This is a genomic window from Solibacillus sp. GQ1, from assembly GCF_059758555.1.
Genome location: NZ_JCAXEX010000001.1, coordinates 97,811 through 118,117, shown reverse-complemented (window position 1 = coordinate 118,117; position 20,307 = coordinate 97,811). Strand labels below are relative to the sequence as shown.

Sequence of the window (20,307 nt, the reverse complement as noted above, 5' to 3'; positions counted from 1 at the left end):
CCCATGTCCCCTTTTTTAAATATAGTAGAAGGTTTACGTCAACCAATCACATGCTTACTAATAACGATGCGTTGGATTTCGCTTGTGCCTTCGTAAATTTGTGTTACTTTTGCGTCGCGGAAATACCGTTCTACCGGATAGTCTTCAGTATAGCCATAGCCGCCGAAAATTTGTACGGCTTCGATTGCTGTATCCATTGCTGTTTGAGATGCGAACAGTTTTGCCATTGATGCTTCTTTTCCGCATGACAATCCTTCACTGCGCATGTTTGCAGCCCGGTAAACGAGTAGTTTCGCAGCTTCCACTGCTGTTGCCATATCGGCAAGCTTAAAGCCAACCCCTTGCTGCTTGGCGATTGGTTTTCCGAACTGGATACGCTCTTTTGCATAGGCAGTTGCCGCTTCCAATGCAGCTTCGGCAATTCCTAAACTTTGAGCTGCGATTCCGATTCTACCTACATCCAAGTTGGCCAACGCAATTTTAAAGCCGTCTCCTTCTTGCCCGAGCAGGTTCTCTGCAGGCACTCGCATGTTTTCAAATGTTAGCTGAACCGTACGTGAACCGTGCAGTCCCATTTTCCGTTCATCTTTCCCGATTATTAAACCAGGTGTATTTTTTTCTACAATGAATGCTGAAATCCCGCGTGAACCGGCTTCCGGATTTGTAGATGCAAAAACGATGTACACATCTGCTTCCCCGCCATTTGTAATGAACACTTTCGCACCGTCCACTACGTAATGATCGCCGTCTCGTACTGCCTTCGTTTTCAATGAACCAGCATCACTACCGGCACTAGGCTCCGTTAAACAAAATGCTCCGATCGATTCTCCGCTTGCCAGCTTCGGTATATATTTTTTCTTTTGGTTTTCATTGCCGAAATATAAAATCGGGTTTGTGCCGACAGAAGTATGCACTGACAAAATAACGCCCATTACCGCGCTTACTTTTGATAGTTCATGGATCGCGATAATATAAGAAGTAAAATCCATTTCCGCCCCGCCATATTCAGCAGGTGCCGTAATTCCCATCAGCCCAAGCTCACCCATTTTCGTCAGCAAATGCCTCGGGAACTCGCCCGCTTCCATCTGCTCGATAAACGGCTCAATTTCGGTTTTGGCAAAATCACGGACCATGTTACGCATCATCAACTGCTCATCAGTAAATTGTAAATTCATAGAAGTCCCTCAGCTTTCGTATATGTAGAATCCTCGACCGCTCTTTTTGCCTAACCAGCCGGCTGCCACATATTTGCGTAATAACGGACATGGGCGATACTTACTGTCACCAAGTCCTTCGTGTAAAATCTCCATAATCGACAAGCATGTATCCAATCCGATAAAATCAGCCAATGTTAATGGTCCCATTGGATGATTCATTCCCATTTTCATTACATCGTCAATCGCTTCTTTCGTTGCTACCCCTTCATACAATGCATAAATTGCTTCATTGATCATCGGCAGTAAAATACGATTTGAAATAAAGCCCGGGAAGTCATTCACTTCCACACCTGTTTTACCCAGTTGCTTTGTCATATCTGCAACCTTTTCGTACACTTCATCAGATGTTGCCAAACCACGGATAATTTCCACAAGTTTCATGACCGGTACCGGATTCATAAAGTGCATACCAATTACTTGCTCCGGACGTTTTGTCACTGCCGCAATTTCAGTAATCGGTAAACTTGATGTATTCGTTGCTAAAATCGCATGCTTTGGTGCAATTTCATCAAGCTGCTTGAAGATCGATTGTTTAATGTCCATGTTTTCGACTGCCGCTTCAATGATAATGTCCGCGTTTTTCGCGTCTTCAATCGTCAATGATTTAGTAATACGAGCTAACACAGCCGTTTTTTCTTCTTCTGTTTTACGGCCCTTTTCAACATCACGTGCCAAGTTTTTCGTGATTGTATTTAAACCGCGTTCGAAAAACTCTTCCTTCATATCATTTAAAATGACATCGTAGCCTGCCTGTGCACAAACTTGCGCAATCCCGGAACCCATTTGCCCAGCTCCGATGACCATTACTTTTTGAATCGCCATTTATTTCATCCCCTTAGTTTGTAACTTCGATTAATACCGCATCCCCTTGACCGCCGCCTGAACAGATAGCCGCAATTCCTAAACCGCCTCCACGACGTTTCAGTTCATAAGCGAGCGTTAAAATAATTCGGGCACCACTTGCTCCAATCGGATGGCCTAAAGCTACGGCACCACCGTTAACATTTACTTTACTCTCATCCAGTCCGCTAATTTGATTGCTAACTAGAGCAACCGCTGCGAACGCCTCATTAATTTCAATTAGATCAATGTCTGCGAATGTTTTACCTGACTTTTTAAGCAACTCATTTATTACAAGTCCCGGTGTTTGAGGGAAATCTTCCGGTGCTACCCCAACTTCCGCATGTGCAAGAATTGTTGCGAGCGGCTGACGGTTTTCCTGCTGTGCTTTTTCTTCACTCATTAAAACAAGTGCACACGCTCCGTCATTCACACCTGGAGCATTTCCGGCTGTAATTGTGCCATCACTGCTGAACGCCGATTTTAATTTTGTTAGCGTTTCCAAAGTAGTTCCTGCTCGTGGTGCTTCGTCCGTCTTAATATGAAGTGGGTCGCCTTTTCGCTGTGGAATTTCCACTGCTACGATTTCCTCTGCCAATTTACCTGAGTCAATTGCTGCAAGTGCTTTTTCATGACTGCGAACTGCCCATGCATCCTGCTGTTCACGGGAAACCTCAAACTTGCTCGCTGTGTCATTACCGTAAACGCCCATATGCACTTGTTTCGGATGAAAGGCACAAGACAAACCGTCATAAATCATGCCGTCTACTAAACTCGCATCTCCCATACGCAAACCAAATCTACCTTTTGGCATATAGTACGGTGCGTTTGACATCGATTCCATTCCACCTGCCACGACCACTTCTTCGTCCCCTAATCGAATAAGCTGATCAGCAAGAGTAACACTGCGCATACCTGAAGCACATACTTTGTTAATTGTTTCCGTTTTCACATTCCACGAAATTCCCGCTTTTGTCGCAGCTTGCCGTGAAGGGATTTGCCCCTGCCCCGCCTGTAATACGGTTCCAATAATGACTTCATTTACCTCATCTGCTGATACATTGGCCTTCACCAATGCTTCTTTAATTGCAATTCCGCCTAAATCACTTGCTGTTAATGAACTTAATGCGCCACCAAATTTTCCGAATGGTGTTCGTGCGCCGTCTAAAATGACTGTTCTCGACAATCCATACACCCCTTTGTTTGAATTAATCCGAATTTTATACATCGCCATCCGTATTGTGAAGTTCTGCTGCAGACTATTAATCTATTAGTAACGATCCCCATCACTTACTAATAAAAACACTGCTTGCAGGCTGTAATTAATAATTCGACTGAACGCTCGCTCAATCATTCTTTAGAAAAAAATGAGAGTATTTACTACTCTCATTTCTTCGCTTACTTTCATTGTATTAAATCCTCTTTGAATTCGCAACAATTATTCAAATATACTGACTATAAATTTATTTCTCGTTAATTCATAGATTATTTGTTTTGTTCGTTATTTTAATCGTCAGCGGGTGCTGCATCTGTTGCTACTTGCTGCTCTTCTGGAAGCGTTGAAGATTCAACAGGTGATGCCTGTTTCTCAGCTTCAATTGTTTCTACAGGTGCTACAACTGTTTCTTCCACTACTTCTTGTTGCTCTTGTTGAACTTGAACTTGTGCTTTTTCCGGTGTTCCGAATACCGCACGCTCTAAAATTTCTGCAATATCGTAAGTACCGACTGTATCTTCCACTTCTTTTGCTTTCGTTCCATCCGAAAGCATTGTTAAACAGTAAGGACAGCCTGAAGAAATTACTGATGCCTGTGTTGCGATTGCCTGTTCTGTACGGGCAACGTTAATACGGTTTCCGACATGCTCTTCCATCCACATTAATCCACCGCCGGCACCACAGCACATGCCGTCTTCACGATTACGTTCCATTTCAACTAGCTTCACGCCTGCAATACCTTTTAAAATTTCGCGTGGCGGATCGAAGACATCATTATAGCGTCCTAAGTAACATGAATCATGGAATACAATCGTTTCATCGACACGGTGATCCATTGTTAAACGGCCTTCTTGAATCAGATCGTACAGCAATTCTGTATGGTGAAGTACTTCCCCATTCCAACCGAAATCCTGATACTCATTTTTGAAAATATTGTATGCGTGTGGGTCAATCGTTACAATTTTCGTCACACCATTTTTCTCAAATTCATCAATGTTGGCTGTTGCAAGCTCCTGGAACAGGAATTCGTTACCTAAACGACGCGGTGTATCCCCTGAGTTCTTCTCTTTGTTGCCTAAAATGGCAAACTTTACGCCTGCTTTGTTCATTAGTTTAGCGAATGCCAATGCAATTTTTTGTGAGCGGTTATCAAATGAACCCATTGAACCGACCCAGAATAAATATTCCATTTCTTCGCCCGATTTTTTCAATTCTTTAACTGTTGGAACGTGAACTGTTTCGTCAAGCTCTCTCCAGTTTTCTTTTTCTTTACGGTTTAATCCCCATGGATTCCCTTGTCGCTCAATGTTCGTCATTGCGCGTTGAGCATCCGGATTCACTTTACCTTCTGTCATCGTTAAATAACGACGTAAATCGATAATTTTATCAACATGCTCATTCATTACCGGACATTGATCTTCACAGTTACGGCATGTTGTACAAGCCCAAATTTCTTCTTCTGTAATAACGTCGCCGATTAATGACGGGCTGTAAATGTCTTCAATTACTGCACCTTCAGCACCAGCAGCCATTGCCAATTGGTTACCTTGTGTATTATTGAAGAATGAGAATGGCACCCATGGCTTTTTCTTTAGCTCAACTGCACCAGTAAATGTTAAATGATCACGTAATTTTACGATCAGGTCCATCGGTGACAGCATTTTTCCTGTTCCTGTTGCCGGACACATATTCGTACAACGTCCACATTCCACACATGCATACAGATCAAGCATTTGCTTTTGCGTGAAATCGTGAATTTTTCCGACTCCAAGCGGCGGCATACTTTCCTCATCTTCCGCTTCTTCCAATGCAGCAAAATCGATTGGACGTAATGTGCCAATACGGTCTTGACGGTTGTAATAAACGTTGAAAATCGATGTAATTAAGTGGAAGTGCTTGCCTTGCGGGATATAAACAAGGAATGCTAATAATGCCAACAAGTGTGCCCACCACATAACGAAGAACATAACAGCAGCAATCGTCGGATCCATCCATTGGAATACCCAGGCAACTGCAGAAGCTACTGGTTCTGATCCTGTTAAACCATGATCATGCCAAATTAAGTAAAATCCATTGCCAAATAATGTAGCAAACATTAAAATAGCTAAAAACATATAAACTAAACCATTTTTAAAACCTTGCTTTAAACGTGCAAGTTTCTCCATATAACGACGGTAAAATGCAACCGCTACCGCGATTAAGATCGTTAATACAACAAGTTCCTGTGTAAATGTAAATACTGTGTACAGACCACCTAGCGGAAGGTGTGATCCCGGTGCGAGCCCTTTCCAGATTAAATCGATAGCCCCAAATTGAACCATTAAAAATCCGTAGAAAAACAGAACGTGTACAAGTCCCATCTTCTTATCTTTTAATAGTTTTGATTGACCAAATACTTTCTCAACGATATCTTCTATGCGTTCAGAAAATTTATGATTGAACTCTTCTTTACGACCAAGTTGAATATAGTCATAACGTGTTTTTAATAAATATGCGAATAACCCTAGCGCATAAAGTAACACGGCGATGAATGCAATCCAGTTAATAATTAAAAATGTATTCATTGTTTTCCCCCCTGGAATACGAAGTTTTTACCCCTTTGTTTATCCAATTCACCCCGATAAACTATATGAATCTATAAACCCATTGTAGTTATGAATGAGCATTCAGTCAACAGATTTCGTTATTAATTCTGAAAATTAAATCAAAATATAAAAAATGCTAGTTAGACAAATATATCGTCTTAACTAGCATTTTTCGTTTATTTAAATACGTCACCACTACGGATATATTCGACATCCTGGATTGATAATCGGTAGTTTACGACACGTGCTGCAGCAAATAAATAATCCGATAACCGGTTTAAATATTTCTGTACAACTGGAGAAACATCTTCAATTTCTTTCATTAAAGATACAGTTTCCCGTTCCGCGCGGCGGGCAACAGTGCGGGCGATATGCAGTGTAGCAGCTGCAGGCGCCCCACCCGGTAAGATAAAACGTTTTAATGGTGGTGCTTCTTCAGAAAGTGCATCGATTCGGTTTTCCAAAACAGTGATCGGTTCTTCCGTAAGTTTATAATGACGTTCTTTCATCACATTCGCCAAGTCCCCGCCTCCATCAAACAATTCGTGTTGAATGGCAGTTAAATCTTCAATCAAATCCTTGAACTTTTCCTGATCCAATTCACTGACAGCTTTACCGATAAATGAATTCAGCTCATCAATTGTGCCGTATGCTTCAACGCGCAGATGGTCTTTATCGACACGTCCTCCAATAATGCTCGTTTTCCCTGTATCGCCTGACTTTGTATATAATTTCATCAATAATCACCCTTTCGATTTAATAGTATTTCTAGGTTTTTTAAAAATTCCCTTTTAGTATAATTACACTCTTTTTTTAGCTGACGTTTTTCCAGCCACTTTACTTATTATAATGCTGTTTATATTTTTTAATTGCTTCTATTGTAACTTCGAAAACAGCCCGTCCGATTAGTTTGCCGATTTCCGTAATAGGTCCGGCATACGGCATTTCATCCCCTTGTTGGGTAGCCGCAATCAATAGACTGTCGGTAGCGGTACTAGTTGCAATTGTATTTGTCACTGAATCTTTTATTTGCTGATCTGCCAATGCTTTCGTTTTTGCTTCTGTTGCTGTAATCATCGCCTGAATAAATGCTTCATCTGTCAGCTTACCATTAACGATAACCCATGTATTAATCGTACCGACATGTGGCTCATCTTCCCGCAAATATGTTTTCGTAACATCGACACTATTTCCTACACCTGCTGTTACCATGACAAGGATTTCTACATTATTTTTCGAGAAATGCCGAATTACTGCACAGCTTGTTTCCACTGCTGTAAGCATCACGACTGTATTTGTTGGAGAAAATTTACGCTCTATTAAAAATTGCTCCGTTTCCTCCTTCACATTATAAATATCGTATTCTGGAGCAATGGAACGGTTGAGTAATGTGTCATACCAGCCTATGCCGGCATTATGCACAGCAGAAGAAATTATTTTCAGTGGTGCCTGGGCCTGATATTCGATATAGTCTTCCGTTATTTGAAACTGGTCCATTTGGATTGTCGTAGCTTTTCGTCCCATTTCATTCTTTGGCAACATCGTAATTTGCGGCTTTGGCAGCTCCGGGTGAGGATATGTCGCAATTCTAGCCTGATATACATCGGCAATCTGTTCTTGCAACACGACTTCGTGCGGCTCGCCAAACGCACGTACTTCACCATTTTCCAACAGAAGGAGTTCATCACAATAAAGCGATGCCAAGTTAATATCATGAAAAATCGAGACAACTGTCAGCCCTTGCAATTCAACTTGCATCCGAATCATATCCAGAATCTGCTTTTGATGAGCGATATCCAAATGATTAGTCGGTTCATCCAATAGAAGCAGTTCCGAATTTTGTGCAAGTGCCTGGGCAATAAATACCCGTTGCTGCTCGCCTCCCGATAAAAACTCCAAGTACTGATTATTATATTGCGACACACCTGTGCTTTCCATCGCCCGCTGAACTGTCTTTTCATCTTCTTCGGTCCAGGAAGAAAAGAAGCCGCTTTGATGGGGATAACGTCCTAACGAAACCGCATCATATACACTGTTCGTAAATGCGCTTGCATTTAATTGAGGGAGTACGGCCATCTTTTTCGCTAATTGCTTGTTATCATAGCTTTTAAGCGGTTTCTCTTCAATAAAAATTTCGCCTGTTTCACATTTCAGCACACCACTGATCATCTTCAGTAATGTCGATTTTCCGCTGCCGTTTGGACCAAGAATCCCGAGAATTCTTCCTTTTTCCACGTGAAACGTCATATTTTTCACAACCGTTTTCCCACCGTAACCGCCGGATAGATTATTTACTTTTAACATTATGCAACAACCTTTCTACGTTGCTTGAAGAAGATATAGGCAAAGACAGGTGCTCCAATAAAGGAAGTAATAACACCAATCGGCAGTTCAATAGGGGAAATAATTGTACGTGATACTAAGTCACAAATGACGAGCAGGCTTGCACCGTTCAAAAACGACAATGTCAATAAATGTCGATGGTCTGCTCCGATTAGCAGGCGAATCATATGCGGTACTACTAATCCGACAAATCCAATTGTCCCGGATGCAGCAACAGCCGCTCCTGTTAAAATGGAACCACCCGCCAATATCATATACTTGCTGCGCTTAACATTTACCCCTAAATACTGGGCACGCTCTTCTCCATAAATCATCGCATTCAATTCACGGCGAGTCAGCCAAATAATTGCTGTACCAAGCACCATAAATGGCAGAACCATCCGGACATATGGCCACCCTCGCATCGATACACTTCCTAGAAGCCAGCCGATGATTTCTCGTAGCTGTTCACCAGTAAGTGCGACCATTAAGGAAATACAGGACCCTAAAAACGAGCTGAAAATAATTCCCGTCAAAATCAGCGTCTCCATTTTCATCGAGCGGTCAACAAGTCTGGCAAATGTCAGGACGATGATCATCGTACATGCAGCTCCAGCCATACTGAAAACCGGCAATGTGAATACACCGAGCACCGGTATGGAAATGCCTAAAAAGATTGTCATTACCGCACCTACCGAGGCCCCTGATGAAATACCTAATGTGTATGGATCTGCCAAAGGGTTTTTAAGCAACCCTTGGAATGCTGCCCCCGCAATTGCTAAAGAAGCCCCGATTAATGCGGCTAAAATGACGCGTGGCATTCGGATTTTCCACAAAATACTGTATGCAACCGGATCTGTTGTTTTATCCCACAATGTCGAAAACGGAATATTAACAGACCCGAACGAAATGCCAATCCATATACTGCTTAAAAGCAATCCAATCGATAGTACATAGGCGATTGAATATTTTTTATTCATTGAATACCTCTGGATAAATTGCTTCCCCAATTGATTCAATACCTTCTACAATACGCGGACCTTGTCGACTTGTCGTATCGCTATCGACTAATTTCACATTGGCGTTTTTCACAGCATCCATTTCTGCATATGCATCATTTTCCTCGATTGCTGCCAAGTCGTTTTCATATGTTACTAAAATGATATCCGGATTGCTCTTTACAAATTGCTCCGAGCTGTACTGCGGCCAATCGAGTTCCGGAACAGCATTTTCAACATTTAATACTTCAAGCATTTCACTAATGAACGTCTCCTGTCCAGCAACATATAGTTCCGGATTTGTCCCAACAACAACAAATACGGACTTCTCTTCCAGGTCGGCTACTTTCACTTCAATTTCTTCGATGCCCTCTTTGATTGATGCAATCATTTTTTCGGCTGCGTGTTCTTTATTTGTCAGCTGCCCGATTTGTTCGATCGTTTCGTACGTTTCTTCAAATGTTTTCGCATCTTTTACAACAAATACAGGAATTCCTACTGATTCAAGCTGAGCAATCGCCTGTTCATTGAAGCTGTACAATCCCGATTCATGTGCGACAACTAAGTCGGGCTGCAGGCTGATTATTTGTTCTAGATTAAATTCCATGCCGCCAACTGATTCTTTAGATAATGCTTCTTCAGGATATGTATCATTGTCGTTCACAGCGATAATTTCATCGTTTAACCCTAGTCCGAATAAAATTTCCGTATTGGATGGAGCCAATGTAATAATGCGCTCCGGTGCTTTTTCAAGCGTGATTTCTTTGTCCAAGGCATCTTTTATAGTTACCGGGAATTGTGCTGCTTCAGTTACTTCTGTATTGCCTTTTGCTGATTGTTCATCTGTTGCTTTTTCCGAGTTGCATGCCGCCAATGTTAATGTAAGTAATGCTGCGGAAGATAACAGTTGCCATTTTTTCAAAATAATAACCTCCAAAAATTTCGTTGTATAATTTTCTACAAAAATAAAAAGCTTCCTACTAAAAATGAAGGAAGCTTTACGTATGCAAATAAAATTCAATAGAAAAAGAATTTATCCGCCACATCCTATCCTCGTAGGTTTATTTTAGGGCATTATAAAGGCAGGTCTCCTGGCTTATGCATAACGTTGATAAGCGCCTTCCCGAAAGTTTTTCAGTGGCATGCTGCTCTCAACTAGCATTTACAGTGGCGGGACCGCATCGGAATTGCACCGATTTCCCTTTTACTCCTTACTCAATCCAACGAGTAAGAACCTTTATCGTCCATATAAAATTAATAGCTCTATTATAGCTGATATGCGGTAAAATGTATGCTCGTTCGCTAAAATTTCTGATAATTTGTCTTAATTTGTTGAAATCACGAATAAAAGAACAGCTTATTCTTTCTCTTTCAGGTTTTTTTCAATTGCCGTTTCAGCCAATCGTTTAATTGTAATATCATCCATCGGCGGATTGTGCAGACCTGCCCGTACATCACGATAATAACGTTGCAGCGGGTTAGATCTTTGCAGGCTTTTTGCCCCAACTAGACGCATCGCTTTATCTACAACTTCGATTGCTGTATTTGTCACGACATGTTTCGCAATATTGATTTCATTGACTAATGTCGACTTTTTAATCGGATCATTATAAAGCCCCGCAACACCGTAAATTGTAAAGCGTGCTTTCGTCAACGCCAAATCCATTTCTCCGATCAGCGTTTGCACGTTTGGCAACTGGGCAATTGTTCCTTGAATACTGTTCGGGGAATGACTATTCGCAAAGTCGACCGCGTAATCGCGGGCAGCCTGGGCAATCCCTAAATAAGTTGCCGGGATGAGGAGCAGCCAGCCGTTCAGTTTAAATCCGGTTGAATAATTCGGGATTTCCACTAAGTTTGTTTGATCAACACGTACATTATCAAGTACTAAATCATCGCTTCCCGTACCGCGCATTGACGCAACGTCCCACGTATTTTCGACCGATACCCCTTCCGCCGTTTTCGGAACGAGGAAAAATCCTAACTGACCCTCATCTTCAATCCATGCAGACACTAAAAAATAATCGAGGTCCGGTGCACCGCTCGTATAGTTTTTACGTCCATTAATTACATAATAATCACCATCACGTTTTGCTGAAGTCCCCGGACGACCCCCACGAACCGGGCTTCCCATCGCAAACTCGCTTACCGCGCGATTGACTGTCGCTCCATTTGCGATCTCTTTGCCAAACCAGTCGAGCTTTTGTTCATCCCAGTAGCGATTTTCAAAAATCTCGCCTACATTTTGAATTGTCCACGATACAGCCAGCCCCGTGCTTCCGCAATAGCTCGCCAAAGTTTCCTGCAGTAGCAGCGCATCATATACTGTAAAGCCATCTCCGCCATATTCCTTTGGCAATGTTATTTTTGTATAGCCGATTTCTCTCAGCTTCCGGAAATTTTCAAATGGAAATGTCGCTTGTTCATCCGTTTGCTGAGCATGTTCTTTCACGCTCTCTGATATTATTTCGAGCTTTTTCAGCCATTGTTGCTGCTCGTCTGTTTGAATAAATAATTCCTTGCTCACGAAAAGCACCACCTCATATTTATTGTCCTGTATATAGAAGTCAAATTTAATAGTACGTTTCGGAAAATTACAAGTCAATAGATATCCCCAGTCCCCTTATAGGGATTCCATGCGGTCTATTTTCGCGACAATTGAAAGTTTTGCCGGCGAAAGTGGAACGTTTGCGGGAAAAAGGAGAACCTATTCGCCATAATGTGAAAAGTTACGACGCGAAAGGCGAACTGTTGCATCTAAAGTAGAACGAATCGCTTTTCAAGTAGACAACAGCAATTTCAAATGAAAAGCACTCTATTCCCTTAAATAGAAATAGAGTGCTTTAAAAAGTTAAATTACATTTTTTCCGGTGCGCTTACGCCGATTAGTTTCAGTGCATTCGCTAATGTAGTTTTAACAGCTGTGATTAATGCTAAACGAGCTTCTGTCAGCTCTTTATTATCTTGGTTCAATACTTTTTCTGCATTGTAGAAGCTATGGAATGCAGCAGCCAAGTCTTGAATATAGTTTGCGATACGGTGTGGTGTGCGGTGTTTCGCTGCATCTGCCACGATTTGCGGGAATGCGCCGACTTTTTTAAGCACATCTTCTTCTTTTTCTGCTACTAGCAAGTTCAGGTTTACCAATGATGCTTCGAAACCTTGCTCGTTTGCTGCACGCAAAATTGATGAAATACGAGCATGTGCATACTGTGCGTAATATACCGGGTTTTCGTTGGATTGTGATACCGCTAAGTCTAAATCGAAGTCCATATGTGAATCCCCTGCTGTTTTAACGAAGAAATAACGTACAGCATCCAAGCCTACTTCTTCTACTAATTCACGCATCGTTACAGCATTACCTGTACGTTTACTCATTTTGAATTTCTCGCCGTTTTTGTACAGCTGTACCATTTGGATAATATCTACTTCCAATGTACCGCGGTCATAGCCAAGTGCTTCGATTGCCGCTTTCATACGTGGAATATAACCGTGGTGGTCAGCACCCCAAATATTGATCAGCTTATCAAAGCCGCGACGTAATTTATCTTCATGGTAAGCAATATCCGGTGTTAAATATGTGTATGAACCATCGTTTTTAATTAATACGCGGTCTTTGTCATCACCGAATGTTGTTGAACGGAACCAAGTCGCGCCTTCTTCATCAAAAACATGGCCATTTGCTTTTAGTTTGTCTAATGCTACATCGATTTTACCGTTTTCATATAAAGAAGTTTCTGAATACCAAACATCGAATTCAACACGGAAGTTTTTAAGGTCATTTTGCAGTTTCGCCAATTCCAGTTTCAAGCCGTGCTCACGGAAAAATTTAAAGCGTTCTTCATCAGATTTGTCCAAAATTGTTGCACCGAATTCTTCAGCCAGCTTACCGGCAATTCCGATAATATCAGGACCGTGGTATCCGTCTTCCGGCATTTCAGCTTCCATTCCTAATGCTTGCTTATAACGAGCTTCCAAAGAATACGCTAAGTTATTAATTTGGTTGCCGGCATCATTAATATAATATTCACGTGATACGTCAAAACCAGCAAAATCCAATACATTACATAATGAATCCCCTACAGATGCACCGCGCGCATGGCCTAAATGCAAGTCGCCAGTCGGGTTAGCTGAAACGAACTCGACCTGTACTTTTTCTCCTGCGCCTGCAGTTGAACGACCATAGTTTTCGCCTTGTTCAAATGCTGCTGTAACAACACTCGCCAAGAAGTCTTTACGAACTGTAATATTCATGAAACCTGGTCCTGCAATTTCAATCTTTTCGATGTCTGTGCCTTCAGTCGTTAAATGTTCTAAAATCGCTTCTGCAATTGCACGTGGCGGCTTTTTCGCCAGTTTAGTTAATTGCATTGCGATATTTGTTGCAAAGTCACCGTTTGCTTTATCCTTTGGTGTTTCTAAATGGATGTTGATTTCCGTGCCTGCTTCTACTAGGCCTGCTTGATCGATTGCTGCTTTTAATGCTGCTTTAATCGATTGCTGTAATTGTTCTACTGCATTCATAGTTATACCTCCGTAAATTCAATGTCTAATTTGTAATGGCCAACTGAATTGCCACCTATGATAAGGTCATATTGCGTTTTAAATTGCCCTGACACTTTTTCGCTTTGTACTACTTCAATGGCTAACTGATGTGTATCGGTAACAAGAGGTAATGAACCGAATGGGCTATCATAATGACCATTCTCGCGTAAGTCCGGATTTAAAGGCAACCGCATGTTCACACCGCCTTTTCGCATAATAAACGAATTCGCTTCATTGAGTTTGATCGTCGTTTGAATTTGCAGATCCTCCTGAACTTCCTCATAGCGCAAATAATGACTGTTCCCTTTTTCTACACAACTGCCTTCAAGCCACATTTCATATTGTTCAAGCTCGCCCTCGGTTGGAATGATTGAGGAAACTAGTTTGATTTTGACTGTTTTCCCGCTCTCGTTCGCCATAGCAGTCAGCTCCTATACATATTTCTATAACCTTTTTATTATAGGATAAGTAACTATCTTTAAGCAACAACGAACTTAACTTTGCGCTTACTCCTACAATCAACTTGATTTGAACAATTTTTATTTAATTCCACTATTTTTATAGTAATTTTCGTTCAGAACTGTAATGATTAAAGTATAAAGGAGCTTATTATGTTAATTGAAATATTATCTTACTTCTGTATATTATTTACGTTTACACTTTTAATTTATTGGCCATTTATTAACCACTTTAAACAAACACCGTTCATTCATCGCACACGTCCTTATGTAATCGGAGTGAAATTTGGTATAACAGGCCTTGTTTTGACATTCTCGGCAGTTCACCTTACGAATGATTTCATGATGTACATTCAGTACATTCCGGTGTTGTACAGTGGTCTATTAGGCGGGCCATTTGCTATTCTGATCAGTGGTCTGATCATAGGAATCGGATTGTTTTTCCTGCCATATCTGGAATTGGTACCGATGATCCTGAATATTAATTTTCTTGTTCTTGTTCTGACATTGTTCTTTATCACAAGGAAATATAAAATGACCAATAAAAATATATTTTTATTTTTTTGGGCTTGTTTTATTGAAACATTAATTGCATTATTTCTCGGGTTTTGTTTCCATAATAAAAGCTTTGAGTATTTATTGCTTTATGGCATATTTACGATTTTTTCATTTTATTTCATTTACATTGTTATTCGCCAAGTCAAAATTGCCAATGATACGGTAAAACAGACGACTCATTTGAAAAAGATCGACTTTTTAACACAGTTGCCGAACAATAAAGAGAATGAAAAGCATATTAAAAACATGATTAAAAAGAAATCCAATTTCAATTTAATGCTCATGGATATTCGGAATTTTAAAATGCTCAATTTGCAGTATGGTTTTTCTACAGGTGATCTTGTTATTAAACAACTTGCCCAACACTTGATGGAATATGCAAATAAGAATGGGGCTTATGTTGGCCGGTTGGGCGGTGAGGAATTTCTTCTCGTTTTAAAGGATGTGCCTCCTGCTGTAGCAATTGTAGAGGCCAATAATCTAATTAATATGATTGCCCAACAGCAGTTCGAAGTATCCAAAGATTTATCTATTCATATTTCCGTAACTGTAGGAATCAGTTCCTATCCTGATAATGGACAAACATCTTTGGAACTCCTGGAAAATGTATCTACAGCAAAACAGCAGGCAAAAACAAAACTATCTTCTTATTTCCATATAAATAATTTAAAATAACGGGTAGTGTTATATTACCAAGGTGGGTGATGCCATGTTTTTTGAGCTGACAATCAACTTTTCGATTCTGTTTTGCTTTACGATTTTAATTTTTTGGCCTTTCATTCAATATGAAGATAACCCTTTCATCCATAAATATAAGTCCATCATCGTCGGTGTGACATTCGGATGTGCCGCCTTTATTTTGACTGCACTGGCTACTCCCTATGCACACGGCATGCTAATAAACAATCGGATTATTTTTGTGCTATTCAGTGGTTTGCTTGGGGGACCTGTTTCAATTTTCATTACAGGTTTTATGATTGTAATTAGTCGGTATGTTTTATTGTACACATCAATATTGTCTTTCATTATCATGCTGAATACTTTAGTAATGAGCGTCGTTGCATGCTATTTTACATTAAAACGTCCCATTACGTTTCAAAATTTACCGATTTATTTTTTCATCATAACAATCGAACACATTATCATCCTACTTATTTATGACCGATTCGAAGTAAATAATCTGTTCTATTTAATACTTTACTTTGTTGTTTCTACCTTCACTTTTTATGCAGTCCGAAAAATATTAATGCAGCTTGACGATAAAAATAAACAAATTAAACAAATCTATGCGCTAAAGAAAACGGATTTGCTTACACAACTGCCTAATAATATTGCGATTGAACAGAAGTTATTGTCTTATGTGAATGCAAAAATACCTTTTGAACTGCTTCATATCGATATTCGCCAGTTTCGCGAATTGAATTATATGTATCACTATAAAGCCGGCGATGAAATACTTGTACAAATCTCTCAACTAATAAAAGACCAGCTTCCGGAAAAGGCACTTATCGGACGAATTGATAGTGATGAGTTTTATGTAGTGCTGCCACAAATGGCACCTGCAGAAGCGATTACTTTAGCCTATTCAATTAATATAACTGTACAGCAGCTTACTTTTGAAAATTATCCATCCTGTCAACTGACTCTTGCGATTGGAATCTGCTCATTTCCGCAAAACGGACAAACTGTTAAAGAGCTTTACCGATTTTCAAATAAAGCCTTATTGAAAGCAAAACATCAGGCAAATGTTCCAATCTGCCATTATAATCAAATTAAACAGCGAAATTAAAAAGGTGTGTTAAAAGTCGAAGTAACTTTTAACACACCTTTTTCTTATTTACCCATACCTAAGATTTCCAGTTTTTAAAATTTATGAATTCAAACACCACAAGAATCCTTTATATCCGTGATTTCCCGTTTATATATCAATTACATATCTTTACTGTTACATTCCACTTTTAACATTAGTAAAGGGTATATAATAACAGCATATTTTTTTAGAGGTGTTATTGATGAACAAAAAACGGATAACGTGGGTGGATATTGCGAAGGGATTCTTAATGATTCTTGTCGTCATCGGGCATTATCCAGGAGAGCTTGAATTTCCACTCGCAAAATATATTTATTGGTTTCATATGCCGGCATTTTTCATATTAAGTGGTTTATTCTTTAAGCCGATTTTAGATAAAAAGGAAATAAAGCTGACAATTCACAAGCGTTTCATGCAATTAATCTTCCCTTACCTATTTTTCCTTGTCAGTATTACACTAGTCCGTTATGGAATGGAGATCTTTTCAGGCAATTGGGATATAGAATGGTATCTTAATGACTTATGGACACTTGCCATAGGGGGGCGTTTTATTCGCGGAGCATATGGTGTTTTCTGGTTTGTAACGACATTATTCTTCACATATTTATTATTCATGTGGTTGACAACTTACTTCACTCGGGTGAAACAGTTTATAATTCTAGGACTCTTTTATGTTATCGCACATTTTGAGAGCATCATCGCTATGAAAGTCATCAGCGGCAAGCCCTCTGAAGCAGCGCAATCGATTCCAATGATTTGGAACATCGATGTTGCGATGATGGCAATCGTCTATTTTGCAATCGGATATTATTTCAAAGAATTTTGGATGGATATATCAAAACGATGGATGGGTGCGGCCGTATTCATGAGTGCGACGACGTTGTTGCTTGATCGGTTCAATATCATCGATTATCGACTGAGTATGAAGTTCTTACGGTATGAGCATTTTATATTGGATTTGGTCATTCCTATATCATTTACAATCGTATTAGTAGGTTGCTTCCAGTTGCTTGCAGCAAAACTATCGCTCAATTGGCTGCAGAAAATAGAAAATCACTCGCTTACCATTATGTATTTGCATATATTTGCAGATATTATTTTAAATGATTATTTGACGTACGGGCTTATTGGTTACACAACGATTGGGATATTCATTCCTATCATTGTTTCAATTTTAATAAAAAAGTGGTTACCGAACGGGACAATACTGCTTGGTGGGTTTTCAATCCAGAAAAAAAGGACCCCTATATCGACGTAAAAAGCTGGACCTCATCTCACGAGGTCCAGCTTTATATATATTTCATTTTATTTTGAGCGAAGCTTATCGACCCAAACTTTATATCCTTTCCCATTTAAATGGAGCCCATCTCCTGTATATTGCTTATCCAGTTGCCCGTTATTATCAGTAAAACTTGAGTGCAGATCGATATACTCAATTCCTTTATCTTCCGCGATCTGTTGCAAAATAATATTAAACCGCTTCACTTGATCATTTGCCACTTCATTTCCGAACAACCCATTATTCACAGGCAGGATTGATTGGATCGCGAGTTTTGTATCTTTTCCTTCAAACGAATTCACGATTTTCTCGACATTACGTTTATATACTTCGTCTTCTGTTTTGTAACGGAGATCATTGACACCGATCATTAAATAAGCCTCTTTTGGGTTGCGGTCCACTACTTCCTGAATACGGTTTAATACCCCTCCTGTCCAATCATTCCGAATTCCTCGATTCAGCACAACTTCATCGGGAAAGTATTCCTGGAATTCTCCATAATCGGAAATACTGTCACCTATGAACACTTTATCAATATTAGTACTTGATGACTGTTCAAAGACACTTTTTTTCGTAAAGTAATAGGCGGAATCCGTTTTGGGAGAAGGCGTTGACTGCATTTTCGCTTTAATAAATTCTAATCCGCCGATATTTTTCACCACATAACTTCCTGTTCCTAATAACAGTACATTGAAGATCAATGAAATAATTAATATAAAATAACCCTTTTCCAACATAAACACTCCTATTTCTAACTTGGCTCTGAGTAGCCGAACAAAATGCAAAGTTCTCCACATAATGTTACAGCGCCTTATTACCCTTCCTTCTGAAGCTCGCTCTGGCAGTTGCCCCCCGTAAATAATGCAACGCCCTATGTATTATTTTCTGTTTTATTAAAAATATATATGCACTAGCAGGATACTTTGAAATACCCGAATCAACGGAAGCACTTATCATGCGGCATCATACTATTCTTTACCCTGTAAATATCGAACTGTAACATGGTACATTTTTTCAAACTTACAGTATTTGTCTAAATGAAACTTCTACAAAAAAAGATACTCCGTCGAGTACCTTTAAATTAACATTAGCGGTTAAGCTTGAGTATTAACTTCTTTCAATGCTTCAAGCCATACTTTATCAACCATAATATCACCTCCCATCTACCTACAATTGTAAGCATATATAAAATGAGACATAATACGATTTTGATAATAAAAAGCCACAACCGATTGGAATATCACTTTACTTCTTCTATAGAAACAATGTGGTTTGTAAATATTAATTCTGACTGCTCTTCTTTTCCATCATTTAACACGAATCTTATAAAACCATAATGAAAGTAACCGTCATCTTGTAAATACATTTCTTCAAATTCCTTAAGACTGGCTTTCATCTCTATCTTTTCACCATTACTTAAACGTAAAATTAAACTCATAACTATACCTCCCTTCCACACTAATCATAATGTGCATGGAAATAATTGTCACTACTATATTCCTAATAATAAAAAGCCGCCAGCAATCGCCAACGACTTTGATATGATATTTATTTGTGTAAATTATGAACTTAAACCCCTGCTATTTCACCCAGCCTAAAATCATTTCGCGAATTAATTTTGCAGCAGTATTTACTGTAATTTCTGAGTGATCATAAATTGGTGCCACTTCAACTAGGTCAAAGCCAACAACATTTACTTCAGAGCGTGCGATTTCATGAATTGATGCTAATAGTTCCTTAGGTGTAATACCACCAGCATCAACAGTGCCTGTCCCAGGTGCATGTGCAGGGTCCAGTACGTCAATGTCGATCGTTACATAAACATTGCGTCCTTTTAATGTAGGCAGCACTTGCTTTAACGGCTCGAATACTTCAAATAATGAAATGTGCATGCCGTTTTCTTTTGCCCATTGCAGCTCTTCTTTTAAGCCAGAACGAATTCCGAATGAATAAACATTTTCAGGTCCGATTGTATCCGCGATTTTACGAATTGGTGTTGCGTGAGAGTATTGCTCCCCTTCATAATCTGTACGTAAATCTGTATGTGCATCAAAATGAATGATCGCTAAATCTTCATACTTTTCATAGACAGCTTCCATAACCGGCAGTGATACTAAATGCTCCCCGCCCATCCCTACTGGAATTTTATCATCTGCCAGTACTTGGCGGACAAACGTCTTAATTTCTGCTAATGATTTTTCCGGATTACCGAAAGGCAATGGAATATCTCCCGCATCAAAAAAAGGTACATCTGCCAGCTCGCGGTCCAAATAAAAGCTATATTCCTCTAAACCAACCGATACTTCACGAATTCGGGCCGGACCAAAACGTTGGCCGGGACGGTAACTTACTGTCCAGTCCATTGGCATGCCGTATAAAACAGCTTTACTTTCTTCATAGTTTTGGTGGCTTTTAATAAACATATTCCCTGCATAAGTTTCATCAAATCTCATTTACATTCACCCATACCTTTCTCTAT

At 39.8% G+C, this 20,307-nt stretch carries 17 protein-coding genes and 1 riboswitch; of the genes, 3 read left to right on the top strand and 14 right to left on the bottom strand.

Features of this window, described 5'->3' with window-relative positions:
- Window positions 1-38 precede the first annotated feature (38 nt).
- The 11 genes from AC6CH1_RS00570 to AC6CH1_RS00520 all read right to left on the bottom strand — a co-directional run bounded on the left by AC6CH1_RS00570 (window position 39) and on the right by AC6CH1_RS00520 (window position 14,142).
- The gene (locus AC6CH1_RS00570) at window positions 39-1,175 is read right to left on the bottom strand and encodes an acyl-CoA dehydrogenase (protein WP_498315972.1); all 1,137 of its coding nucleotides are present in this window, start codon (window positions 1,173-1,175) and stop codon (window positions 39-41) included.
- A gap of 9 nt (window positions 1,176-1,184) precedes the next feature.
- Window positions 1,185-2,039, bottom strand: coding sequence for a 3-hydroxybutyryl-CoA dehydrogenase (locus AC6CH1_RS00565; RefSeq protein ID WP_251689878.1), 855 nt, complete (start codon window positions 2,037-2,039; stop codon window positions 1,185-1,187).
- Between the two features lie 13 nt (window positions 2,040-2,052).
- The gene (locus tag AC6CH1_RS00560) at window positions 2,053-3,243 is read right to left on the bottom strand and encodes an acetyl-CoA C-acetyltransferase (protein WP_498315970.1); all 1,191 of its coding nucleotides are present in this window, start codon (window positions 3,241-3,243) and stop codon (window positions 2,053-2,055) included.
- A 320-nt stretch (window positions 3,244-3,563) separates the two neighbouring features.
- Window positions 3,564-5,837 (bottom strand): (Fe-S)-binding protein, encoded by a 2,274-nt coding sequence (locus AC6CH1_RS00555; protein ID WP_498315968.1) that lies wholly within the window; start codon window positions 5,835-5,837, stop codon window positions 3,564-3,566.
- 197 nt (window positions 5,838-6,034) lie between these two features.
- Entirely contained in the window at window positions 6,035-6,595 is a 561-nt protein-coding gene (locus tag AC6CH1_RS00550) for a cob(I)yrinic acid a,c-diamide adenosyltransferase (protein WP_498315966.1), read from the bottom strand.
- Window positions 6,596-6,695: 100 nt separating this feature from the next.
- Window positions 6,696-8,162, bottom strand: coding sequence for an adenosylcobinamide amidohydrolase (locus AC6CH1_RS00545; RefSeq protein ID WP_251689882.1), 1,467 nt, complete (start codon window positions 8,160-8,162; stop codon window positions 6,696-6,698).
- Window positions 8,162-9,160 carry a FecCD family ABC transporter permease gene (locus tag AC6CH1_RS00540; protein WP_008404523.1) on the bottom strand — a complete coding sequence of 333 codons (999 nt, stop codon included), beginning with the start codon at window positions 9,158-9,160 and terminating at the stop codon, window positions 8,162-8,164. Before AC6CH1_RS00540 ends, AC6CH1_RS00545 begins: the two co-directional genes overlap by 1 nt.
- Window positions 9,153-10,100, bottom strand: a complete 948-nt coding sequence (locus tag AC6CH1_RS00535) for an ABC transporter substrate-binding protein (protein ID WP_498315964.1) — start codon at window positions 10,098-10,100, stop codon at window positions 9,153-9,155. Before AC6CH1_RS00535 ends, AC6CH1_RS00540 begins: the two co-directional genes overlap by 8 nt.
- A 142-nt stretch (window positions 10,101-10,242) precedes the next feature.
- Window positions 10,243-10,432, bottom strand: a riboswitch (cobalamin riboswitch).
- Window positions 10,433-10,535: 103 nt separating this feature from the next.
- Entirely contained in the window at window positions 10,536-11,705 is a 1,170-nt protein-coding gene (locus tag AC6CH1_RS00530) for an acyl-CoA dehydrogenase family protein (RefSeq protein ID WP_498315962.1), read from the bottom strand.
- A 329-nt stretch (window positions 11,706-12,034) separates the two neighbouring features.
- Window positions 12,035-13,702 carry an arginine--tRNA ligase gene (argS, locus tag AC6CH1_RS00525; protein WP_498315960.1) on the bottom strand — a complete coding sequence of 556 codons (1,668 nt, stop codon included), beginning with the start codon at window positions 13,700-13,702 and terminating at the stop codon, window positions 12,035-12,037.
- A 2-nt stretch (window positions 13,703-13,704) separates the two neighbouring features.
- On the bottom strand, window positions 13,705-14,142 hold the full coding sequence (locus tag AC6CH1_RS00520; protein WP_251689887.1) for a YwiB family protein: 438 nt from the start codon (window positions 14,140-14,142) through the stop codon (window positions 13,705-13,707).
- A 192-nt stretch (window positions 14,143-14,334) separates the two neighbouring features.
- On the opposite strand from AC6CH1_RS00520, the gene AC6CH1_RS00515 reads away from it, so the two are divergent.
- The 3 genes from AC6CH1_RS00515 to AC6CH1_RS00505 all read left to right on the top strand — a co-directional run bounded on the left by AC6CH1_RS00515 (window position 14,335) and on the right by AC6CH1_RS00505 (window position 17,807).
- Window positions 14,335-15,414, top strand: a complete 1,080-nt coding sequence (locus tag AC6CH1_RS00515) for a GGDEF domain-containing protein (RefSeq protein WP_498315958.1) — start codon at window positions 14,335-14,337, stop codon at window positions 15,412-15,414.
- A gap of 34 nt (window positions 15,415-15,448) precedes the next feature.
- A complete protein-coding gene (locus AC6CH1_RS00510) occupies window positions 15,449-16,528 on the top strand; it encodes a diguanylate cyclase (RefSeq protein WP_498315956.1) in 1,080 nt (359 codons plus the stop codon).
- Window positions 16,529-16,751: 223 nt separating this feature from the next.
- Window positions 16,752-17,807: an acyltransferase family protein gene (locus AC6CH1_RS00505; RefSeq protein ID WP_498315954.1), complete on the top strand. Its 1,056-nt coding sequence runs from the start codon at window positions 16,752-16,754 to the stop codon at window positions 17,805-17,807.
- A 47-nt stretch (window positions 17,808-17,854) separates the two neighbouring features.
- On the opposite strand, the gene AC6CH1_RS00500 is transcribed toward AC6CH1_RS00505, so the two are convergent.
- The 3 genes from AC6CH1_RS00500 to speB all read right to left on the bottom strand — a co-directional run bounded on the left by AC6CH1_RS00500 (window position 17,855) and on the right by speB (window position 20,281).
- Window positions 17,855-18,565 (bottom strand): GDSL-type esterase/lipase family protein, encoded by a 711-nt coding sequence (locus tag AC6CH1_RS00500; RefSeq protein WP_498315952.1) that lies wholly within the window; start codon window positions 18,563-18,565, stop codon window positions 17,855-17,857.
- Between the two features lie 503 nt (window positions 18,566-19,068).
- The gene (locus AC6CH1_RS00495; protein ID WP_251689892.1) at window positions 19,069-19,266 is read right to left on the bottom strand and encodes a hypothetical protein; all 198 of its coding nucleotides are present in this window, start codon (window positions 19,264-19,266) and stop codon (window positions 19,069-19,071) included.
- A gap of 142 nt (window positions 19,267-19,408) precedes the next feature.
- Window positions 19,409-20,281 (bottom strand): agmatinase, encoded by an 873-nt coding sequence (gene speB, locus AC6CH1_RS00490; RefSeq protein ID WP_340717263.1) that lies wholly within the window; start codon window positions 20,279-20,281, stop codon window positions 19,409-19,411.
- Window positions 20,282-20,307 lie beyond the last annotated feature (26 nt).

Coding starts and splice junctions, on each gene's coding strand:
- AC6CH1_RS00545 (WP_251689882.1), bottom strand. CDS start 8,162: ATGTTAAAAGTAAATAATCTATCCGGCGGTTACGGTGGGAAAACGGTT.
- AC6CH1_RS00550 (WP_498315966.1), bottom strand. CDS start 6,595: ATGAAATTATATACAAAGTCAGGCGATACAGGGAAAACGAGCATTATT.
- AC6CH1_RS00505 (WP_498315954.1), top strand. CDS start 16,752: ATGAACAAAAAACGGATAACGTGGGTGGATATTGCGAAGGGATTCTTA.
- speB (WP_340717263.1), bottom strand. CDS start 20,281: ATGAGATTTGATGAAACTTATGCAGGGAATATGTTTATTAAAAGCCAC.
- AC6CH1_RS00495 (WP_251689892.1), bottom strand. CDS start 19,266: ATGAGTTTAATTTTACGTTTAAGTAATGGTGAAAAGATAGAGATGAAA.
- AC6CH1_RS00570 (WP_498315972.1), bottom strand. CDS start 1,175: ATGAATTTACAATTTACTGATGAGCAGTTGATGATGCGTAACATGGTC.
- AC6CH1_RS00510 (WP_498315956.1), top strand. CDS start 15,449: ATGTTTTTTGAGCTGACAATCAACTTTTCGATTCTGTTTTGCTTTACG.
- AC6CH1_RS00565 (WP_251689878.1), bottom strand. CDS start 2,039: ATGGCGATTCAAAAAGTAATGGTCATCGGAGCTGGGCAAATGGGTTCC.
- AC6CH1_RS00520 (WP_251689887.1), bottom strand. CDS start 14,142: ATGGCGAACGAGAGCGGGAAAACAGTCAAAATCAAACTAGTTTCCTCA.
- AC6CH1_RS00500 (WP_498315952.1), bottom strand. CDS start 18,565: ATGTTGGAAAAGGGTTATTTTATATTAATTATTTCATTGATCTTCAAT.
- AC6CH1_RS00555 (WP_498315968.1), bottom strand. CDS start 5,837: ATGAATACATTTTTAATTATTAACTGGATTGCATTCATCGCCGTGTTA.
- argS (WP_498315960.1), bottom strand. CDS start 13,702: ATGAATGCAGTAGAACAATTACAGCAATCGATTAAAGCAGCATTAAAA.
- AC6CH1_RS00515 (WP_498315958.1), top strand. CDS start 14,335: ATGTTAATTGAAATATTATCTTACTTCTGTATATTATTTACGTTTACA.
- AC6CH1_RS00540 (WP_008404523.1), bottom strand. CDS start 9,160: ATGAATAAAAAATATTCAATCGCCTATGTACTATCGATTGGATTGCTT.